This is a genomic window from Paenibacillus methanolicus, from assembly GCF_008124765.1.
In the GTDB taxonomy this organism is placed as follows: domain Bacteria; phylum Bacillota; class Bacilli; order Paenibacillales; family Paenibacillaceae; genus Paenibacillus_Z; species Paenibacillus_Z methanolicus.
The window spans coordinates 88,158-105,185 of the sequence record NZ_VNHS01000007.1 but is presented as its reverse complement, the minus strand read 5'-3'; the positions used below and the strand labels follow the sequence as shown (position 1 = coordinate 105,185).

General features: G+C 58.6%; 11 protein-coding genes. 3 read left to right on the top strand and 8 right to left on the bottom strand.

Translation table 11 applies throughout. The features are described from left to right. Positions 1–126 precede the first annotated feature (126 nt). Positions 127–3,675 (top strand): family 43 glycosylhydrolase, encoded by a 3,549-nt coding sequence (locus tag BCM02_RS18805; protein WP_148930668.1) that lies wholly within the window; start codon positions 127–129, stop codon positions 3,673–3,675. Between the two features lie 97 nt (positions 3,676–3,772). On the opposite strand, the gene BCM02_RS18800 is transcribed toward BCM02_RS18805, so the two are convergent. Together BCM02_RS18800 and BCM02_RS18795 are read right to left on the bottom strand one after the other, a co-directional pair. Continuing rightward, entirely contained in the window at positions 3,773–4,285 is a 513-nt protein-coding gene (locus BCM02_RS18800; RefSeq protein ID WP_148930667.1) for a hypothetical protein, read from the bottom strand. Between the two features lie 107 nt (positions 4,286–4,392). Beyond that, positions 4,393–6,513: a GMC family oxidoreductase gene (locus BCM02_RS18795; RefSeq protein ID WP_148930666.1), complete on the bottom strand. Its 2,121-nt coding sequence runs from the start codon at positions 6,511–6,513 to the stop codon at positions 4,393–4,395. A gap of 244 nt (positions 6,514–6,757) precedes the next feature. Between BCM02_RS18795 and BCM02_RS18790 the strand changes: the two genes are divergently transcribed. Further along, positions 6,758–7,276, top strand: a complete 519-nt coding sequence (locus BCM02_RS18790; protein ID WP_148930665.1) for a hypothetical protein — start codon at positions 6,758–6,760, stop codon at positions 7,274–7,276. Between the two features lie 327 nt (positions 7,277–7,603). Then, positions 7,604–9,778 carry an alpha-glucan family phosphorylase gene (gene glgP / locus BCM02_RS18785; protein ID WP_148930664.1) on the top strand — a complete coding sequence of 725 codons (2,175 nt, stop codon included), beginning with the start codon at positions 7,604–7,606 and terminating at the stop codon, positions 9,776–9,778. Between the two features lie 466 nt (positions 9,779–10,244). Here glgP and BCM02_RS18780 read toward each other — a convergent pair whose 3' ends face one another. The 6 genes from BCM02_RS18780 to BCM02_RS18755 form a co-directional block, all read right to left on the bottom strand. Next, positions 10,245–11,399, bottom strand: a complete 1,155-nt coding sequence (locus tag BCM02_RS18780) for a family 43 glycosylhydrolase (RefSeq protein ID WP_148930663.1) — start codon at positions 11,397–11,399, stop codon at positions 10,245–10,247. A 57-nt stretch (positions 11,400–11,456) separates the two neighbouring features. Further along, complete coding sequence (locus BCM02_RS18775; protein WP_148930662.1) at positions 11,457–12,404, bottom strand: glycoside hydrolase family 43 protein; 948 nt, start codon at positions 12,402–12,404, stop codon at positions 11,457–11,459. A 51-nt stretch (positions 12,405–12,455) separates the two neighbouring features. Next, positions 12,456–13,403 carry a glycoside hydrolase family 43 protein gene (locus BCM02_RS18770; protein WP_148930661.1) on the bottom strand — a complete coding sequence of 316 codons (948 nt, stop codon included), beginning with the start codon at positions 13,401–13,403 and terminating at the stop codon, positions 12,456–12,458. Positions 13,404–13,605: 202 nt separating this feature from the next. Next, positions 13,606–14,484: a carbohydrate ABC transporter permease gene (locus BCM02_RS18765; protein WP_148930660.1), complete on the bottom strand. Its 879-nt coding sequence runs from the start codon at positions 14,482–14,484 to the stop codon at positions 13,606–13,608. Beyond that, on the bottom strand, positions 14,478–15,335 hold the full coding sequence (locus BCM02_RS18760; protein ID WP_148930953.1) for an ABC transporter permease: 858 nt from the start codon (positions 15,333–15,335) through the stop codon (positions 14,478–14,480). Before BCM02_RS18760 ends, BCM02_RS18765 begins: the two co-directional genes overlap by 7 nt. Before the next feature lie 130 nt (positions 15,336–15,465). After that, a complete protein-coding gene (locus tag BCM02_RS18755; protein WP_148930659.1) occupies positions 15,466–17,013 on the bottom strand; it encodes an extracellular solute-binding protein in 1,548 nt (515 codons plus the stop codon). Positions 17,014–17,028 lie beyond the last annotated feature (15 nt).

Genomic DNA, 17,028 nt, shown 5'->3' with positions numbered 1-17,028 from the left:
GATATACCCATGTAAGCGAATACATTTGAAGGGAGGGCAGCTTCCCTGCACGAACGTTTTTCGTTAGGCCCGTCGAGATACATTTCGTATCTTTTTTGTGCACAAACAATCAGGGAGGGAATCGGATTGTTTCTACGAAAAAAGGTAACCACGGTGTTTCTAGCCTCAACCCTGGTCGCAAGCGCATCCGCCGCCTTCACTCCGGCCATCCACGCCGAAGACGCCGCCGACTTGGCGTACACCGAGCAGCAAATGAAGGATAACGACGACATCGTTTATTTTGTGAATGCGGGTGATCCTTCCCCGCTTACATTGGAGATCGGCGATAAACTAGGCCTGTATGCCAGCCGAACCGAACAAGCTTACGGGATGGATCTCGTAACCGGCAAAAAGTGGGGCTACGCGACAGCCACAACGGGGACGAACGTGACGAACGCCTCTTCCAAAAACGGTTCTCTCCGTTACTATAATGGCGCGCAGGTTCGAAGCAAAGCGATCCAATATCGTTTCGAGCTGCCGGCAGACCGATATGATATTACGTTGGGCTTTCAAAATCCTTGGAGCGGCCGCAGCGTCAATATTCTCGTCGAAGGCAGCAATGTCTCCGGCGGCGATTACGATATAGGCAGCTATGGCGCCTTGAAGGAAGTCACCTACTCCGCCAAGGAAGTATCCGACGGTGAATTGAACCTCGACATCCAAGGACCCGCGACGGCTGCGCTTACCAATCATAATGATCCGCTCGTAAGCTATATCATCGTCCGTAAGCACGTGACCATTCCGATCTCGGATCTGCGGGAACGCATCGACGCAGCCGAGCTTGCGGCAAGCAATCCGATTTACACGACATACAGCGTCAGCCTATTAAGAGGCGTCATCGCCAAAGCCGAAGCGCTCGTCACCCGCGTAACCGAGGATGGCGTCGATGTCGTAACGGTTCAAGATGAAATCCGATCCGTCATGCTGGAGCTGGATGCAGCCGAAGCAGCGCTCGCGCCGTTGGTCACGCATGATTCCTACACGCCTGGAACGGTATGGACGGACACGAACGGCGCGCCTATTCAGGCCCATGGCGGCGGCGTCCTCTTCGACGAGCCTTCGCAAACCTATTATTGGTACGGGGAGGATAAAACGAATGGCTACCTCCCCGCCAGAGGAATCCGCGTCTACTCCTCCAAGGATCTATACAATTGGAAAGACGAAGGTCTCGCGCTGACGGCCATCGAATCGATGGATCAGTTCAAGACGGATCCGCTCATCTCCTCCTTGTATGCGGGGCGGACGGATCAAGCGGATATTTTCAACGACATCGGCACGCAGCGCATTATGGAGCGTCCAAAGGTCATCTTCAATGATAAGACGAATAAATACGTCATGTGGCTGCACACGGACGGGCCAAGCGCAACGTCGAATGCCAACTATGCCAAAGCCGAGGCGGGCTATGCGCTCAGCGATTCGCCTACCGGCCCCTTCGTCTACGGAGTCAGCAACCGGATGGACCGCGTGCCGCCGGGCGCGAGCTATGACGGTCAGCCGGACCAGCCGGGCATGGCGCGGGACATGAACCTATTCAAGGATGACGACGGCACCGCCTATCTCATCTACTCCAGCGAAGAGAATATGACAATCTATATCTCCAAGCTGAACGAGTCTTACACCGATGTCGTCGGCTGGCATAAGGACGGCTTAGAGACGCGCGATACCACCTACAAGGCCGAGTACGGCGTCGATTACATCCGCGTCTTTCCGGGTGCGCAACGGGAAGCTCCCGCCATGTTCAAGTATGACGGCAAATACTATTTGATCACGTCCGGCGCAACCGGATGGGCGCCGAACCGGGCGCAATATACGGTGGCGGACTCCATTTTCGGCGAATGGAAGACGATGCGCGACCCATCCATCGGGGAGAAAGCCTCTACGACCTTTGACTCCCAGAGCACGAATGTCATCCCGGTTGATCCTGCCAAAGGCAAGTTTATTTACATGGGAGACCGTTGGAATTCCAATGACCTGAAGAATTCGCGCTATGTTTGGCTGCCGATTGAATTCGGTCAACAGGATGAGATTGCGCTCAAGTGGTATGACGAATGGAAACTCGAGGACTTGGACCGCATGGGCAGAGTGACCCTCCAAACTTCCATTCCGCAAAAAGCGACCGTTGGTCATCTGCCGCAATTGCCCGCTAAGGTAAAGGTCATCGATACGAGCGGCCAATCGAAGGAAACCGCCGTCGCGTGGACGCTGAATGAAGCGGAATTTTCACGTCCGGGATACGCAACTATCACGGGTCGCCTAACGGACTTGAGTAATAAAGAAGTCCGCTTCTCGCTAACGGTCTTGCCGGATAATGTGCTTTATCTCGTCCATGCCGGCGGCGCCGCGACAGACGACTACGCCTTATGGAGCTCGTACATGCAGCATTCCTTGGTGAACAAGTCCGTCATTGATCAAGCCTACGATCCGGCGAACGGCAAATCATGGGGATATGTCGGTACCGGCACGAGTCCTTCGGGCAGCAATGGCGGCAATATGTTCACCGCGCTGCGTTATCTGAAGGCGAACAATGGGGACGACCTGACGTACAAATTCGATATTCCCGATGGCAGCTATACCGTTTATGTCGGATTGTACGATCCGTGGTACGCCTCGACCAAGGGCAGCCGCAAAGCCAACATCCTCATCAACGGGGAAGTGAAGACGAGCGGTTATGTGTTCACCGATGCCTACGATTCGCTCGGCTATGAGCATGTCAATGTGACCGGCGGGCCAATCGACGTTACCGTCCGGAGGGTAGCGGGTTCCCCGGATCCGCAGATTAGCTGGATCATGATCGTCGATGAGAATACGTCCGCCGAACTTGAGGGCGCCGATCAAGCGAATGCCGGCCAAACCTTCGAGTTGACCTATGGGCTGGATCAAGTTGAAGGCGACCAGAGCAAAGCGTACGCCCAAGAACTGACCATCCAATACGATCCTTCTCTACTTGAATTGGTGAAGGCCGAGTCGTTGAAGGAGAACGTGATCATCGCCGGACAAAGCGACACGCCGGGCAGCGTTCGGCTTCTGCTCGCCGGCGTCGATTCCGAGCACGGCATCGAGCCAGACGAGAGCGGCAGCCTTGTCCGGCTGACTTTCCGAGCGGCAGCCTCTTCCCCGAACTCTGTCGCCAGTGTAAGCGTGACCGGCGTTATCCTTGCCAATGGCGCTGGCGAGGAACGGTCCGTGACGGGCGATCGACATGATATTCGAATCGTTTCGTTAGAAAAGCAATCGCTGGAGCGCCTGATCGCGGATGCGCAAACCCTGCACGACGGCGCGCCGGAAGGCACGAAAGCCGGCCAGTACAAGAAAGAAGTTCGCGAAGCATTCCAGGCCGCGATCAATGCGGCAAGCGCCGTTGCTGCCGATCCATCTGCGACCCAAGCGCGAATCGATCAAGCCGTGAGCACGCTTCAAACGGCCATGGACACGTTCCGTAGATCGGTGAACACCGCCACGCCGGGCGATATCAACGAGGACAATCGCTTCACGATCGGGGACCTTGCCATTATCGCTTCCCACTATGGCGAAACACCTTCTTCGCATGGCTGGCTTGCAAGCGCCGACCAGAACCGGGATGCCGTCATTGATATCCTTGACCTGTCGATTGTGGCGCAGGCCATCTTGAACAAGTAGGAAATGAGCGTACAACAAGGAGAGGCCGAGAGGCCTCTCCTTCTCCGTATGGCGAAAGCCAGCTTCTTCTCCTGCAGCGAGAACATCGGCCCCCCTCTTATGCCGGTATAATGACGACGGTATCAAGAAACATAAAAGCTGGACGCAACCCCGTCCCATTGACCCGAAACTCCAGCTCCAGTGAAGATTGCGCGCTCGAAAAGACGATCTCGAACGATCCGTAATTCGTGGATGGCAGCAGGTTCAAATTCGTCGTTCTTGAAATAGCCGTATTTAAAAAGCTGACCTGAAAAACGCCCTGATTATTGTTCCGATCCGCCAATACGCTATAGATTAACCGAAATCTGCCGGTGGGGCCAGGCTGCCCTAATGTCACTCGCTGCCGCAGCGATGCGCTTCTGCCCGGCTGAACGGCAAAAAACGCGGATTGCGCGCCAATATTCGGACGCAGGGTGGAAAGGAATACGGCGCCGACATCCCGCCACGGGAAGAACGTCGGGTCGGTGAAGCCCGGGTTTAGCACCTGGGTGGCTCTCGCTTTTCTTGCGGCTATACTTTTTTTTCGCGTAACATTCCCGACTGGCTTTTTCCTTTTGACTCTCGCCGGCATGCTATCTCCTCCTTCTCTGATCCTATACTATATGATCACAAAAAATGAGAGTGATAGTTGAGTATCCAACACGCCTTCAGAGCCGTATCCGACCATACGGGAAGGCCCTACTTCGACTTCACCAGATTCTCGGCCGTCCGGAACGCCAAGGCCAGAATCGTGAGCACCGGATTGACGCCGCCGTTGGTGACGTGCACCGAGCCGTCGCTGATCCAAATATTATCGTAGCCATGCACGCGTCCCGAAGGATCCGTCACCGACGTCGAAGGGTCGTCGCCCATCCGCAGCGTGCCCGCCTGATGCTGTCCGCCGCTCAGTCCGCCGCCTGCCGTGGTCCGCCATACGTCGCGCGCGCCCGCCGCCCACAGCCACTTCTCCGCTTGCTCGGCCAGCAGGGCCGAAGCGCGAAGCGATTCGGGATGGACGCTGCCGGAAAGCTGCGCGACGGGGAGGCCGAAGCGGTCCCTGGCCGAGCCTGAGAGCCGAACTCTGGCATCCGCGTTCGGAATCTCTTGGATCGGCCCCTGAATATGGCTGGTGCGCAGGTACGTCTCGCGCATCGTCGCCTTGCCCGCGCTCCCCCATCTGGGCGCATGCGGCGCGAGCGCCCGGTACCAATGGAGGATCGGCAGCCGGGTGAACTCGTTGGCCAGCAGGCCTCCCCCGATGATGCCGCTATCCGAACGATGGTCGAAGCGGAAGGTCGCGATGCTTACCCCCGGACCAAGGCCGTCTTGCACGGGTTCATCGAACAGTCCGTAGGCGCCCGAGTAGACGTGGCCTTGAAGATGCCGGCCTACCTGTCCTTGACGGTTGCCGATCCCGCCTTGCTCCGCGTCGCTGGCCGAGTTAAGCAAGAGCCGCGCGCTCTCGATCGCGCCCGCCGCCACGACCACATGGCCTGCCCGCACGCTCCGCCGACGGATCCCGCCTTCCCATTCCTGTACGAGACGCACTCCGGTGGCATGCTTGCCCCCTTCGGTATCGATATAGGCAACCGCGGTATCGCAGATCAGATCGCACTTGCCGGTCGCGATCGCCCGCACGAGCATCGTATTATGTCCGCCGTTCTTGCTGTTCGTCGGACAAGCGAACCCGACGCATTGCCCGCATCGGCCGCAAGCCGGCCGTCCGTCCCGCTCCACGGAGTTGATAAGCAGCGGCACCGGTCCCGCATCCCAGCCTAACTTGTCTGCCGCCCGGGCCAATCGTTCGGCCTCCAGCGTCCTCGCAAGCGGCGGCATCGGATACGGACGCATCCGCTTCCCGCGTCCGGGGTGAGCACTGCCGTCGCCGGAGACGCCGACTTCCCATTCGGCCCGCTCGTAATAGGGCTCGAGATCCTCATAGCGGATCGGCCAGTCGCTGAGCGAGCTCCCCTCCGGTATTCCGTAACGGCTCGCCATGCGGAAGTCGTCCGGATGGAACCGCCACGCCTGCGCCCCGTAGATACGCGTCCCGCCGCCCACCGTCATGGCGTTATTATGATAATCGCCGTCGATGGGCGAGGTAATGCGCTCTTGGCCGTTCGCGAGCAGAATCGTTCGCGGGCTGCCCTCTAGCGAAGGTCCCGTGTTGTGACCATATCTGGTGAACCGATGGTTCCGCAGATGGTCGCGCCCGATGTCGTCATAACGAAGCCAGCTGCCGCGCTCGACGACCAATACGCGAAGCCCCGCCTCGGCCAATACGGCGGCCGCGACGGAGCCGCCGGCGCCGGCGCCCACGATGACGGCGTCATACGCCTCGCGAAGGTCGTCGAGCGACGTTTGCGCAAGCTCCGTCTCCTGAATCCGCGGCTGTTGTTCATCGACGACGCCAGGACGGAATCCGATCATCGCCCATGACTTGGCCTCCCGATTGCCGCCCGACTCCGGACTCCCGTAATAGCCTTCGATCACCAGGGGCAACAACGCGTCGAAGAAGCGCTTGGACGACGCGGGCCAGTCCGGCAAAGCGTCCTTCTCCGCTTCCTGCAGCAGGCTATCTTGTGCCTTCGAAGCCAACTCGGCGAACGGACGGCTATAACGCGCGATTGCCGCCGCTTCCAGCGCGCGAAGTCCGGGCTCGAGCACCTCGCTCCAGATGCCGGCAGTCTCGGCGGCATGGCGCTCCAAATACGTCAGCACGCCGCCCTCCGTCCCCGACGGCCAGTCATCCCCCGGAATCACCCGGTCGGTAACCGCTTCCAAAATCGAACGAAACGAATCGAATCGCGTACTGTTCATCTACCTTCCACTCCCTATTCTCGATCTGCCGGCAGTCATTCAAGCCATGCACGGTCCGCGCATGGCGCGTTCGTATTCCCTAGATACATTATACGTTCCGAGGATCTCGAGCGCAGTCGAAACTTGTCCCCTCGTATTAGAGAGTCCGCTGCTCGCGCCCGGCGCTGGCGAATTGCGGCCGCTTCGGTTAACATGATGGCATGTCCCTCGGTCGTTACCTTTCATTCCTAGGAGATGCACAAGCATGGATATAACCAAGGACCCGCTCGTTCAGAAGGCGCTCGCCGTTCCTCGTCTCAGGCAGCATATCGTGAACAAAGGAACGATGTTCCTCTATTGCGACTACGCCGGCTTCGCCGAGCGCAACGCGTACGGCACGGCCGTCTGCGCGGTGTACAATCGCACGGTCAACGTCGCCGCCCGGAAGCTGCCGATCGAGCAGGATCCAGGTTCGAGCTACGGCGAGATGATGGCGATCGTCTTTAGTCTGGAGACGCTCGCGGCCGCGTTTTTGGAACATCGACCGAACAACGCCGTCATTTACACCGATTGCAGCCGCATCTCGCGCCTGCTCGCGCAGGACCGGTTCGCGCATCCGCACGTCGAACAAGGCCGAGACGAGCTGTTGGCCGCGCTGGCCGAACTTCGCGGCCGGTTTCCCGAGGTTGAGGTGCACATTACGTATATGCGCGGCCATCGGAAGAACAACTACTTGCATCGCATGGCGCACAATGCGGCGAGGAAAGCGGCCGAGCTAGCTTAGATTCACAAGAAAAATAAACCGGCTTCTGTCGCATGGCAGAGTCGGTTTATATCCTCTGCCGTCTCCCTGCTTCATCCGCTCCTCCCTGTCGTAATAAGAATCGACGCCTCTTCTTTCTCCCGATCGCTCACCAGCGGAATCGCCATACTCCATCCCGCTTGAATGCCGCATAAAGACGACCTCCTTCTACTTCTTCTTACAACGATTGGTACAGCCCATGTCGAATTATTGGGCAGTTGCACCGGGAACCGGCATATAGATATAAGGGCACCAAGTAAGTCGCTTTCATGACGAAGGCGCGATTTTACGCGAAAATGAGGTGGGATCATGCCAAACGGCGGCGTGGCGTATTTCTCCGCTGAGTTCGGAATCGACGAATCCTTGCCGATTTACTCGGGCGGGCTCGGCATCCTGGCAGGCGACCATATCAAGGCAGCATCGGACCTGAACGTTCCGCTTACGGGCGTCGGCATATTGTATGGCAAAGGGTATTTCCGGCAGCTCATTAACGAAGGCGGCTGGCAAGAGCATCTGTATCCCGAGGTCGACCTCGCGGCAAGCGCTTACCCGATTCGGCTCGCGCGGGATGCCGAAGACCGTCCGGTCGTCATCGACGTGACGTTGGCCGGCCGGCGGGTGCATGCCAAAGCGTACACCGTGCAGGTGGGCGCGGTCACCCTGTATCTTCTCAATACCGACGTTGAAGAAAATGGCGACGAGAATCGCCGCTTGACCGACACGCTCTACCCGAGCGATCCGGACGTCCGCATCCGCCAGGAGCTCCTGCTCGGCATCGGCGGCGCGAGGCTGCTGGCCGCGCTCGGCATCCATCCGGACGTCTGGCATATGAACGAAGGACATTCCGCCTTCCTGGCGCTCGAGCGCATCCGGATGCTATCCGCCGAAGGCGTGCCGTTCGAGACGGCGCTCGAGGCGGTCAAGGCGAGCACCGTCTTCACGACGCACACGCCGGTTCCGGCCGGGCACGACGTCTTCTCAATCGACATGATGGACCGCTACTTCGGCGACTATTACTGGCAGCTCGGGACGGATCGGGAGCGCGTGTTGTCGCTGGGACAGCTGGGTGGCGCCTTCAACATGACCCGGCTTGCCGTCAGCACGTCGTCCAAGGTGAACGGGGTGAGCAAGCTGCACGGCGAGGTGACCCGCGATCTGTTCCACGGATGGACGCCGCATATTCCAAGACAGGATATTCCCGTGGACTCGGTCACCAACGGCATCCATATCGGAACGTGGCTGGCGCCCGGCATCCAGGAGCTGTACGATCGGCACCTTCCGTCCGACTGGGCCGTACGCGCGGCCGAACGGGACGTATGGTCCGCCGTGCGGGATATTCCGGCCAAAGAGCTGTGGGAAGCGCATTGGCGGGCGAAATCCGACATGGCGGAGGAGCTGGGCTTGCCGATCGCGTTGTCCGGCGAAGGGCCGCTCGTCATCGGCTTCGCCCGCCGATTCGCGACGTATAAGCGGGCGCTGCTCATCTTCCGCGACTTGGAGCGCCTCGCGCGCATCCTGAACGATCCGCATCGCCCGGTTAACCTGGTCTTCGCGGGCAAAGCCCATCCCGCCGACGGACCGGGTCAGGAGCTGATCCGGCGGCTCGTGGAACTGTCCCGGGAGGAGCGGTTCAAGGGACGCGTTCACATCGTGGAGAACTACGCGATGGATAAAGCGAAGAAGCTCGTGCAAGGCGTCGACGTCTGGCTTAACACGCCGGTGAAGCCGATGGAAGCGAGCGGCACGAGCGGGCAGAAGGCCGCCATGAACGGCGTGCTCAACTGCAGCGTGCTCGACGGCTGGTGGGTGGAAGGCTACAACGGGCGGAACGGCTGGGCCATCGAAGGCGCGACGGACGGCGACTCCGAGCACCAGGCGCGGCAGGACGGCGAAGCGCTGTACCGGCTGCTCGAGGAAGAGATTGTCCCGCTGTTCTACAAGCGGGACGAACGCAACATCCCGACGGAATGGGTCAACATGATGAAAGAGTCGATCTGTACGCTCGCGCCCGTCTATAACACCCACCGGATGGTCAGCGATTACTGGCACAAAGTTTACGAACCCGCGAGCGCAAGGGGCAATCGGTTCGCCGCGGATTACTTCGAGGTCGCCTCCAGGGTGGCCGCCTACAAGCAATTCGTCCGCGACAACTGGTCCGCGGTCCGCGTGCGCAAAGTGGAGATTCTCGCCGACCACAGCAGCCGGATCGGACTGTCCAAGACGGCCTTCCGCGCCGAAATCGCGCTCGGCGCCATCTGGCACAAAGACGTCCGCGTGGAGGCGGTCGGCTCCGACGGGAAGCAGGGCATCTGGAAAGCGAAGCTCGAACCGGTCCAGCAGCAGGCGAAGGGCGTGTACGTCTACGAGGGCGTGTCGCCCGATATCCCGATTCATATCTGGCGAACGAACGTCAACGTCCGGGTCACGCCGGTCAGCCCGGATTTCGCCAGCGACTTCGAGATGGAGCTGTCCGCTTGGGGGTAATACTAGAGAACAAGGGGCTTTGCCCCTTCAGATCCCCATTCATTCTCCCTCCCCCTTCCCCCTCCGCTGAGGGGAACCATAGGGCTTTGCCCTCTGGACTCCCTTTTCGTGATGGCTCACTTGTTTGCGGTGGGCGGGTTGGCTTGAGCGGGGCACGCTTTTGTCCTGCCGGACAAAGCTTCAGTAGGTTTTGAAGTCCGTCCTAAGACTTAAGCCTGTCAACTATAGGACCTTGCTGGCTTTATCGGACGTTTTTCCTTAACCTGACAGCATTGCCCCCTCTCCAGGGGAACCAAAGCCTATGCTTCCGAAGTGCGCTTTCCGTTGAGGCGCTCTCGCGGACACGCTTTACAACCCGATAGCGACACCTATGTCGCTATCGCTCGCCAGCAGGGCGGTCGGCAGATCCTACCAAAAAATCCCGGCATGATGCACACGCCGGGAGCCTTCGCTATATAACTTTCGCCTATTCGACGGTCACCTTGCATCTAAACGCGCGGCCGGCGGCATCCGGTCTCCAGCCGGGCGCGCCGAAGAACGGCGTGCCGTCCGGCTTCCAGAAGAAGCGCTGCACGCGGGCGTGGCGATTGGGATCGTAGAGCGGCTCGCCGGCAATTTCCCGGTAGGGACGGGCATGATACACGAGCAGATCGGCCGAGCCGTCCTCGGATACCGTGAAGCTGTTATGGCCCGGGCCGTATTCGGAAGCGGCTTCGTTGCTGACGAACACCGGCTCCTGCGATTTGGTCCAGGAAGCCGGATTCAGCAAGTCGCTCTCCTCCTCCGCGGCCAGCAAGCCCATGCAATAACGATGGTCGGTGCCGCTGGCGGAATAAGCCATGAACACGTACCCATTGCGCTTCAGCACGGCCGGCCCTTCGTTCACGCGATGCAGCTGCGTCTCCCAGTCGTACTCCGGGGCCGACAGCTTCACGGGATCGCCGGCGATCGACCACGGCGTGTCCATCGGCGCGAGATATAGGCAGGAGTCTTCGATAATTTGAGCCCATGCCAAATACCTGCGCCCGCGATGTTCGAAGGTCGTGGCATCCAAGGAGAAGCTCTCGACCGGCAGCTCGATCCTTCCCTTCTCCGTCCAAGTTCCCTGAAGAGGATTCTCGTCGCCGCATTCCAGCACGTAAGGACGGATCGCCCATTTGTTCTCCACCGAGCCGGCCGCGAAGTAGATGTACCATTTGCCTTCGATCCAATGCAGCTCCGGCGCCCATATATGGTTGCCCATCTCGCCTTCGTCGCGCTTCGTCCAAATGACGGTCTCCTCGGCCGCGGACAACCCGGCCACGGTTCGGGACCGCCGCAGCGCCAGCCGGTCGTACTCCGGCACGGAACCGATAAAATAGTAGTAGCCGTCCGCATGCTTCAGCACGTAGGGATCGGCGCGGTTCGGCACGAGCGGGTTCGGATAGTCGTCCCCTTCGATAACCCCTTCCACGGTGAAGCTCCCCGGCTTCTCCGCCAGCGCCGGGTCGAAGGGCGCCCAATGAACGGGATAGCTCCCCGTCAGGCCCCCCTCGAGCTCGATCTCGACCGATCGCGGCAGGCATGGACGTTCTCCGGCCGCCATCCGGATATTCGGTTCCTTTACCCCGACCATCTTCATCCTTATTCCACCTATCTTTCGCGCATCTTCGCCCGGCCGGATCTGCCCGGCTAGACGCTAATACTCCGACGGCATTTTCTTATACCCCTTCAACCTCTCATACTCTTCCATGGTGATCGTCAAGATCGTGCCGTGCTTGAACCCATAGGGGAACGTAAAAGCGTTGTCCGACCGCACGAATTCTCCCGTCGACAGCTTCTCGGCCACGAACGGCACATACCCTTGCTCCTCCGCGGAGACGCCGAAGCGGTCCGCGAACAAGCACCATCGGCCATCCTCCAATTTGACGGCCGTCGGCGCCTCGTAATGTCCGCCTTCCAGCTCCGCCATGCTTTGATCGAACGCTTCTATTCTCTCGAACGGTCCGGTAATGTGCTCGGATGCCATCAGAATGATGCCGACCGGGTTATTCTCGCTCTTCAGGAACAGATAATACTTCCCGTCTTCCTCGTACATGGCCGAATCGATGATGCCGCTATCTTCCTTCTGCAGGAGCAATTGCGGTTCCGAGAACTGCACGAAATCGTTGGTCCGGGAATAATAGATGCCCTTCTCGCCGTAATCATTGCCGCGATGAGCGGACGACCAATGCACGACATAATCGTCGCGGCGCTTGTCGTAGATGATATCCGGCGCCCACAGACAGCCGAAGTCTTCATTCCCGAGCTTAACCATCCGCTGCTCCGACCAGTGAATGAGATCGTCCGACTCCCAGAGCACGAGATTTTTGCTTCCGTTCCGGGAAATTTCCGCCCACGAATGTTGATACTGATTCAACATCCCGTACGACAAGCTCAAGTCGGTTGCGAGGATGACGAACTTGCCTTCCTTGGTCCGCGTGATCGTGAAATCCCGGACGCCTTTATCGCCGTAGTAGCTCCACAGCACGGGGTTGCCCTCGTTCACCGCTTCCCACTGAAAGCCGTCCTTGCTGATGCCGAAATAGACTTGTTCGCCGTCCGGCGTTCGCTTCTCCTTAAAATGAACGAATACATACGCTTGCATGATCGTTTATCCCACCTTCCGAAATCTCGGATCAACTCGCGCTTCCGTACGTCAACGCACGGTGCGCCGGCCGCTTCCGAACGCCGCCAGCAGGCGGTTGCCTTCGTCCGCGGTAACCGGGATAACGCCGCCGTGGCGCTTCTTGGTTTGCCCCAGATCGAATTCGCCTTCCGGAACAACCGTGAATTCGCCGCTTTCGAGATCTGTCGTTAACAGGGGCAAATACCCTTTGCCTTCCATGAAACGATCGACAATGAGGCACCACGCCTCACGGTCGTTCAATTTGTAGATTTGCGGGCCTTCCACGCCCATCAAGGCCTCCAATACCGGCGCGTGCAGCGGCACGAACGAGTCGCTCGCCAAGGAGGTGCCCTTCTCGGCCCGGATATTCTTGGTCGTCTCGTCCTTGGAGTACCGGTAATAGGCGCCGTCATGCGCGATAATCGTCGTGTCGATAATATGATTATCCCGTTCGATATACTTCTCGGTCGCGGCGAAGCTTCGGAAATCCTTGGTGCGGGCGCTGTAGATCTTCTGCTTCCGCTCGTGCTCCTGCGGTTCTTGCGTGGCGGAAGCCCAGAACACGAGGAACTCGTCCGCCGCATCATCATAGACGGCCTCCGGCGCCCAGACGCAGCCGGCTTCCGGCACGCCTACCGCGACCGACCATGGCGAAGACCAATTCATCAAGTCGGCGGACTCCCAGACGATGATGTCCCGGCTTCCTTCGTTCACCGCCGCGGACCAGCCTTTGCCGCTCGCGATGCGAAGATCCGTGGCGATCAGATAGAACTTGTCTTCCTTGGGCGAACGCACGAGGAACGGATCCCGGACGCCTTTCTCCCCGAGCTCGGAGCGCAGCACCGGCAGCCCTCCGTTCAGGTCTTCCCAGCGAAGGCCGTCCTCGCTGTAGGCGAAATACACCTGCTCGCCGTCGGGTTGTTCCCCGATGAAATGCGCCAGTAGATAACCGGCATAATCGCTATTCGGTACGGACACAAGATAGCCTCCTCAACGAATTTAGCTAATCGGATTCTTCGATTAATAATATAATTAATTCAATGATAATATTGTTAATTCAACTTCATATTAAGGTAAACAGGGCCTGATTGCAATCCTTAACTTGCCGGCCCAACGCATAGAGAGCCGCCCCAGCGGGGGCAGCCCTCTTCTCCTTGCCATAGCGCTAATCTCCTCACGCCTACCCTTTCACCGATCCGATCATGACGCCTTGCACGAAATGCTTCTGAATGAACGGATAGACGCACAAGATCGGGAGCGTACCGACCAAAATGACCGCGTATTTGAGCGACTCCAACACGACGGGGCGGCCGCCGACGCTTTCGCTGACGGTCATGTCGCCGACTTGACCGACCATGACGATGTTGCGAATCATCACTTGAAGCGGATGCAAATCCTCGTTCCGCAGGAAGATCAGCGCCGAGAAGAAATTGCTCCAGATGCCCACCGCATAGAAGAGCCCGATCGTCAGCAGCACCGGCATCGAGAGCGGCAGCACGATGCGCAGCATGATCATCCAATCGGAGAGGCCGTCGATCTTGCCGGATTCCTCCAGCTCCCGCGGAATGCCCTGGAAGAAGGTTCGCATGACGATCAAGTAATAAGGGGACACCAGACCCGGCAGCACCATCGCCCAGATCGTATCGAGCAGGCCATAGCTGCGGATGACCAGATAGGTCGGGATCAGCCCGCCCGAGAACAGCATCGTGAAGACGATGAGCATCATGAACGTTCGGCCGAATACGAGATTGCGACGCGATAGCGGATACGCGCCCAAGATGGAGAAGAATAGCGACAAAGTCGTCCCGAGCACGACATAGATCAGCGTATTTTTGTAGCCGATCAGAATGCGTTTATCTTGGAACACGGCGGCGTAGGCGTCGAAGTTCAGTCCCTTCGGCCAGAGCGCGACTCGGCCCGCCACGACCGGTCCGGGATCGCTTATCGATACGGCGGCCATATGGAGGAAGGGAAACAGCATCGCGCACGTCAGCAGCGCCATAACCAGCACGTTCGCGTAATCGAAGAGCAGGGACAAGCCGTTCCTGTTCTTTACCATAGACTCGTCTCCCCCAGTCTCCGGCTCAATTGGTTGGTCGCGTATACGAGCAGGAACCCGATGACGCCCATGAAGAGATCGATCGCCGTCGCGTAGCTGAAGCCCCCTTGCAAAATGCCGACGCGGTACACGTAGGTGGCGATGACGTCCGATGTATCGTACGTGGCCGCATTGGAGAGCAGGAACACTTTCTCGAAGCCGATCTCCAGCGCGTGGCCGATCTGAAGAATGAACATAATGACGACCGTGGCGGCGATCCCCGGGAGCGTCACGTGAAGCGTCTGCTTCCATCGGCCCGCGCCGTCCATCCGGGCCGCTTCGTACAGCTGCGGATCGATCGTCGTGATGGCCGCCAAATACAGGATGGAGCCCCAACCGACCTGCTGCCAGATTTCCGAGAGGACGTAGATCGAGCGGAACCACTCCGACTCCTGCAGGAAGCTGATGGCCGGGAATCCCAGCCCTTCGATGATCCGGTTGACCCATCCGGTGCTGGGCGACAGGAGCATGATCAGCATGCTCGCGACGACCACATTGGACAAGAAGTGCGGCAGATAGCTTACCGTCTGGACGAATCGCTTGAATATCGCATGGCGAAGCTCGTTGAGCAGCAAGGCCAGAACGATCGGCGCGGGAAATCCGAACAGCAGCTTGTAAGCCCCCAGCAGAACGGTATTTTTGATGATGACGAACGCGTCCCGGTTTTCGAAAAACTGCGCGTAATACTTGAATCCGACCCATTCGCTTCCGGTGATGCCTTTAAACAGGTTGTAATCCATGAAGGAGATGACGATGCCGAACATCGGCACGTATTTGAACAGGATGAAATAGAGCAGGACCGGCGCGAACATCAGCACGAAGGCTCGGTCCCGCTTCAGCTGCTTGGCGATCGACGGCGATTTCAATACGGCACCCCTTTCCCGCAAGCGCTCGAGGAGGGCCGGACCTGAATCTGCATCCGGCCCGTCCCCGAACGCCGGGTTACTTGATGTTCTGTTTCAACCGGTCCAGCGCGACCTGGTACGTATCGATCACCTTCTGCGCGCCGATCTTGTTCAACTCCTCCAGGAACGAATCCCATTGCGTCATCGGCGTCTCGCCGATGATGAACTTCGCGACGGACGATTCATAATATTTGGTCAGCTGCTCCTCGATGGCCATGATGGCGTTTCTCTCCTCATCCGTCAGCACCGGCGTCACGCTCATCGTCGGGAATTGATATTTCATCGCCTCCTGGAACGAGTACTTCTCGTTCTCGTTGCTAAGCGACAGCGACGCCTCGATGTCGGCGAACCCGTAAGCGGCCGAGGTAAAGATGCCCAGCTCTTTACGCAGGTCGTTCGGCTCCTTGAATTGCGGCAGAAATTTACGTTTGCCGTTCTCGATCGCGTACGTCTCCCCTTCCTTCCCCCAGCTCAGGATATCCTTCCCTTTGTCGGAGTAGATGAAGTCGAGATAACGCAGCGCGGCATCCAGGTTCTTCGTCTTGGAGGATACGGCGATGCCGTAATCTTCATAATCCGCCTTCGGGATATAGGCCTTGTCTCCGTATCCTAGCGGGGGCGGCATAAACTTCAGATGCGCGCCGTTCTGGAGCTGGCTGTTCATGATTTCGATCTGGCCGATATATTGAATCGTCATGAACGTTTTGTCGGTCGCGACCTGCTGGGTCCACGCCTTGTAATCCATGGACAGCCAGTCTTGCGGGATCAGCTTCTCCTGATAGAACTTGTTCAAATATTCGACCATGACCTTGAAGCCGGGATCGGTTGCGCCATACTTGATTTTGCCCGGGGCGGCCGGATCCTCGTGCATGTACGGATAGATGCCGAACTGGGGACCGAACGACCGGAGCGTGCCCACGCCGTGACGGAACGAAAACGGATAGCTGTCCGGGTACAGCTCCTTCAGCTTCTTGGCCGTCTCGTAGACTTCATCCCACGTGGTCGGCACCTGCAGATTATGCTTCGCGAAGATATCGTCCCGATAGAACCACACCATGAGATTGCCTGCGCCCAGGCCGTCGTTCAGCACGTGGTACATTTCGCCGCCCGGCGAAGTCATGCGCTGCGCGACTTCCGGTTTGGCTTCCAGGAACTTTTTGACGCTGGGCATCTGATCCAGATGCTTGGATAAATCGAGGAACGCCCCTTGCGGACCGTATTTCTGCGCGTCATACGGGAACACGGTGAACAGGTCGGGCATGTCTCCCGAGGCGATCGCCAAGGCCAGCGACTCCGGTCCCGTCCATGTCTCCTGCTCGATGGCGATGTTGGTTTCCTCCTTGACCCATTTCCAGACCGCCCAATCCGGCTTCGGCGGATAAATATCCTTAAAATCGGTCAGCAGGCGCAGCTTCGCTTCCGGCGGAGCGCTTGGAGCCGCGCTCTCCCCCGTATTCTCCTTATTTGGTGAGACGGAAGGAGCCTCTGTATTGTTCCCCGTTGTACCGCCGCTGTTCGAACAGCCCGCAAGCATGGAAGCGATGATAATGGCTCCGATTACGCTAATCTTCTTTTTTCTTTTCACTTGGATGCACCGTCC

Coding starts and splice junctions, on each gene's coding strand:
- BCM02_RS18800 (WP_148930667.1), bottom strand. CDS start 4,285: ATGCCGGCGAGAGTCAAAAGGAAAAAGCCAGTCGGGAATGTTACGCGA.
- BCM02_RS18795 (WP_148930666.1), bottom strand. CDS start 6,513: ATGAACAGTACGCGATTCGATTCGTTTCGTTCGATTTTGGAAGCGGTT.
- BCM02_RS18790 (WP_148930665.1), top strand. CDS start 6,758: ATGGATATAACCAAGGACCCGCTCGTTCAGAAGGCGCTCGCCGTTCCT.
- glgP (WP_148930664.1), top strand. CDS start 7,604: ATGCCAAACGGCGGCGTGGCGTATTTCTCCGCTGAGTTCGGAATCGAC.
- BCM02_RS18780 (WP_148930663.1), bottom strand. CDS start 11,399: ATGAAGATGGTCGGGGTAAAGGAACCGAATATCCGGATGGCGGCCGGA.
- BCM02_RS18775 (WP_148930662.1), bottom strand. CDS start 12,404: ATGCAAGCGTATGTATTCGTTCATTTTAAGGAGAAGCGAACGCCGGAC.
- BCM02_RS18765 (WP_148930660.1), bottom strand. CDS start 14,484: ATGGTAAAGAACAGGAACGGCTTGTCCCTGCTCTTCGATTACGCGAAC.
- BCM02_RS18760 (WP_148930953.1), bottom strand. CDS start 15,335: ATGTTCGCGCCGGTCCTGCTCTATTTCATCCTGTTCAAATACGTGCCG.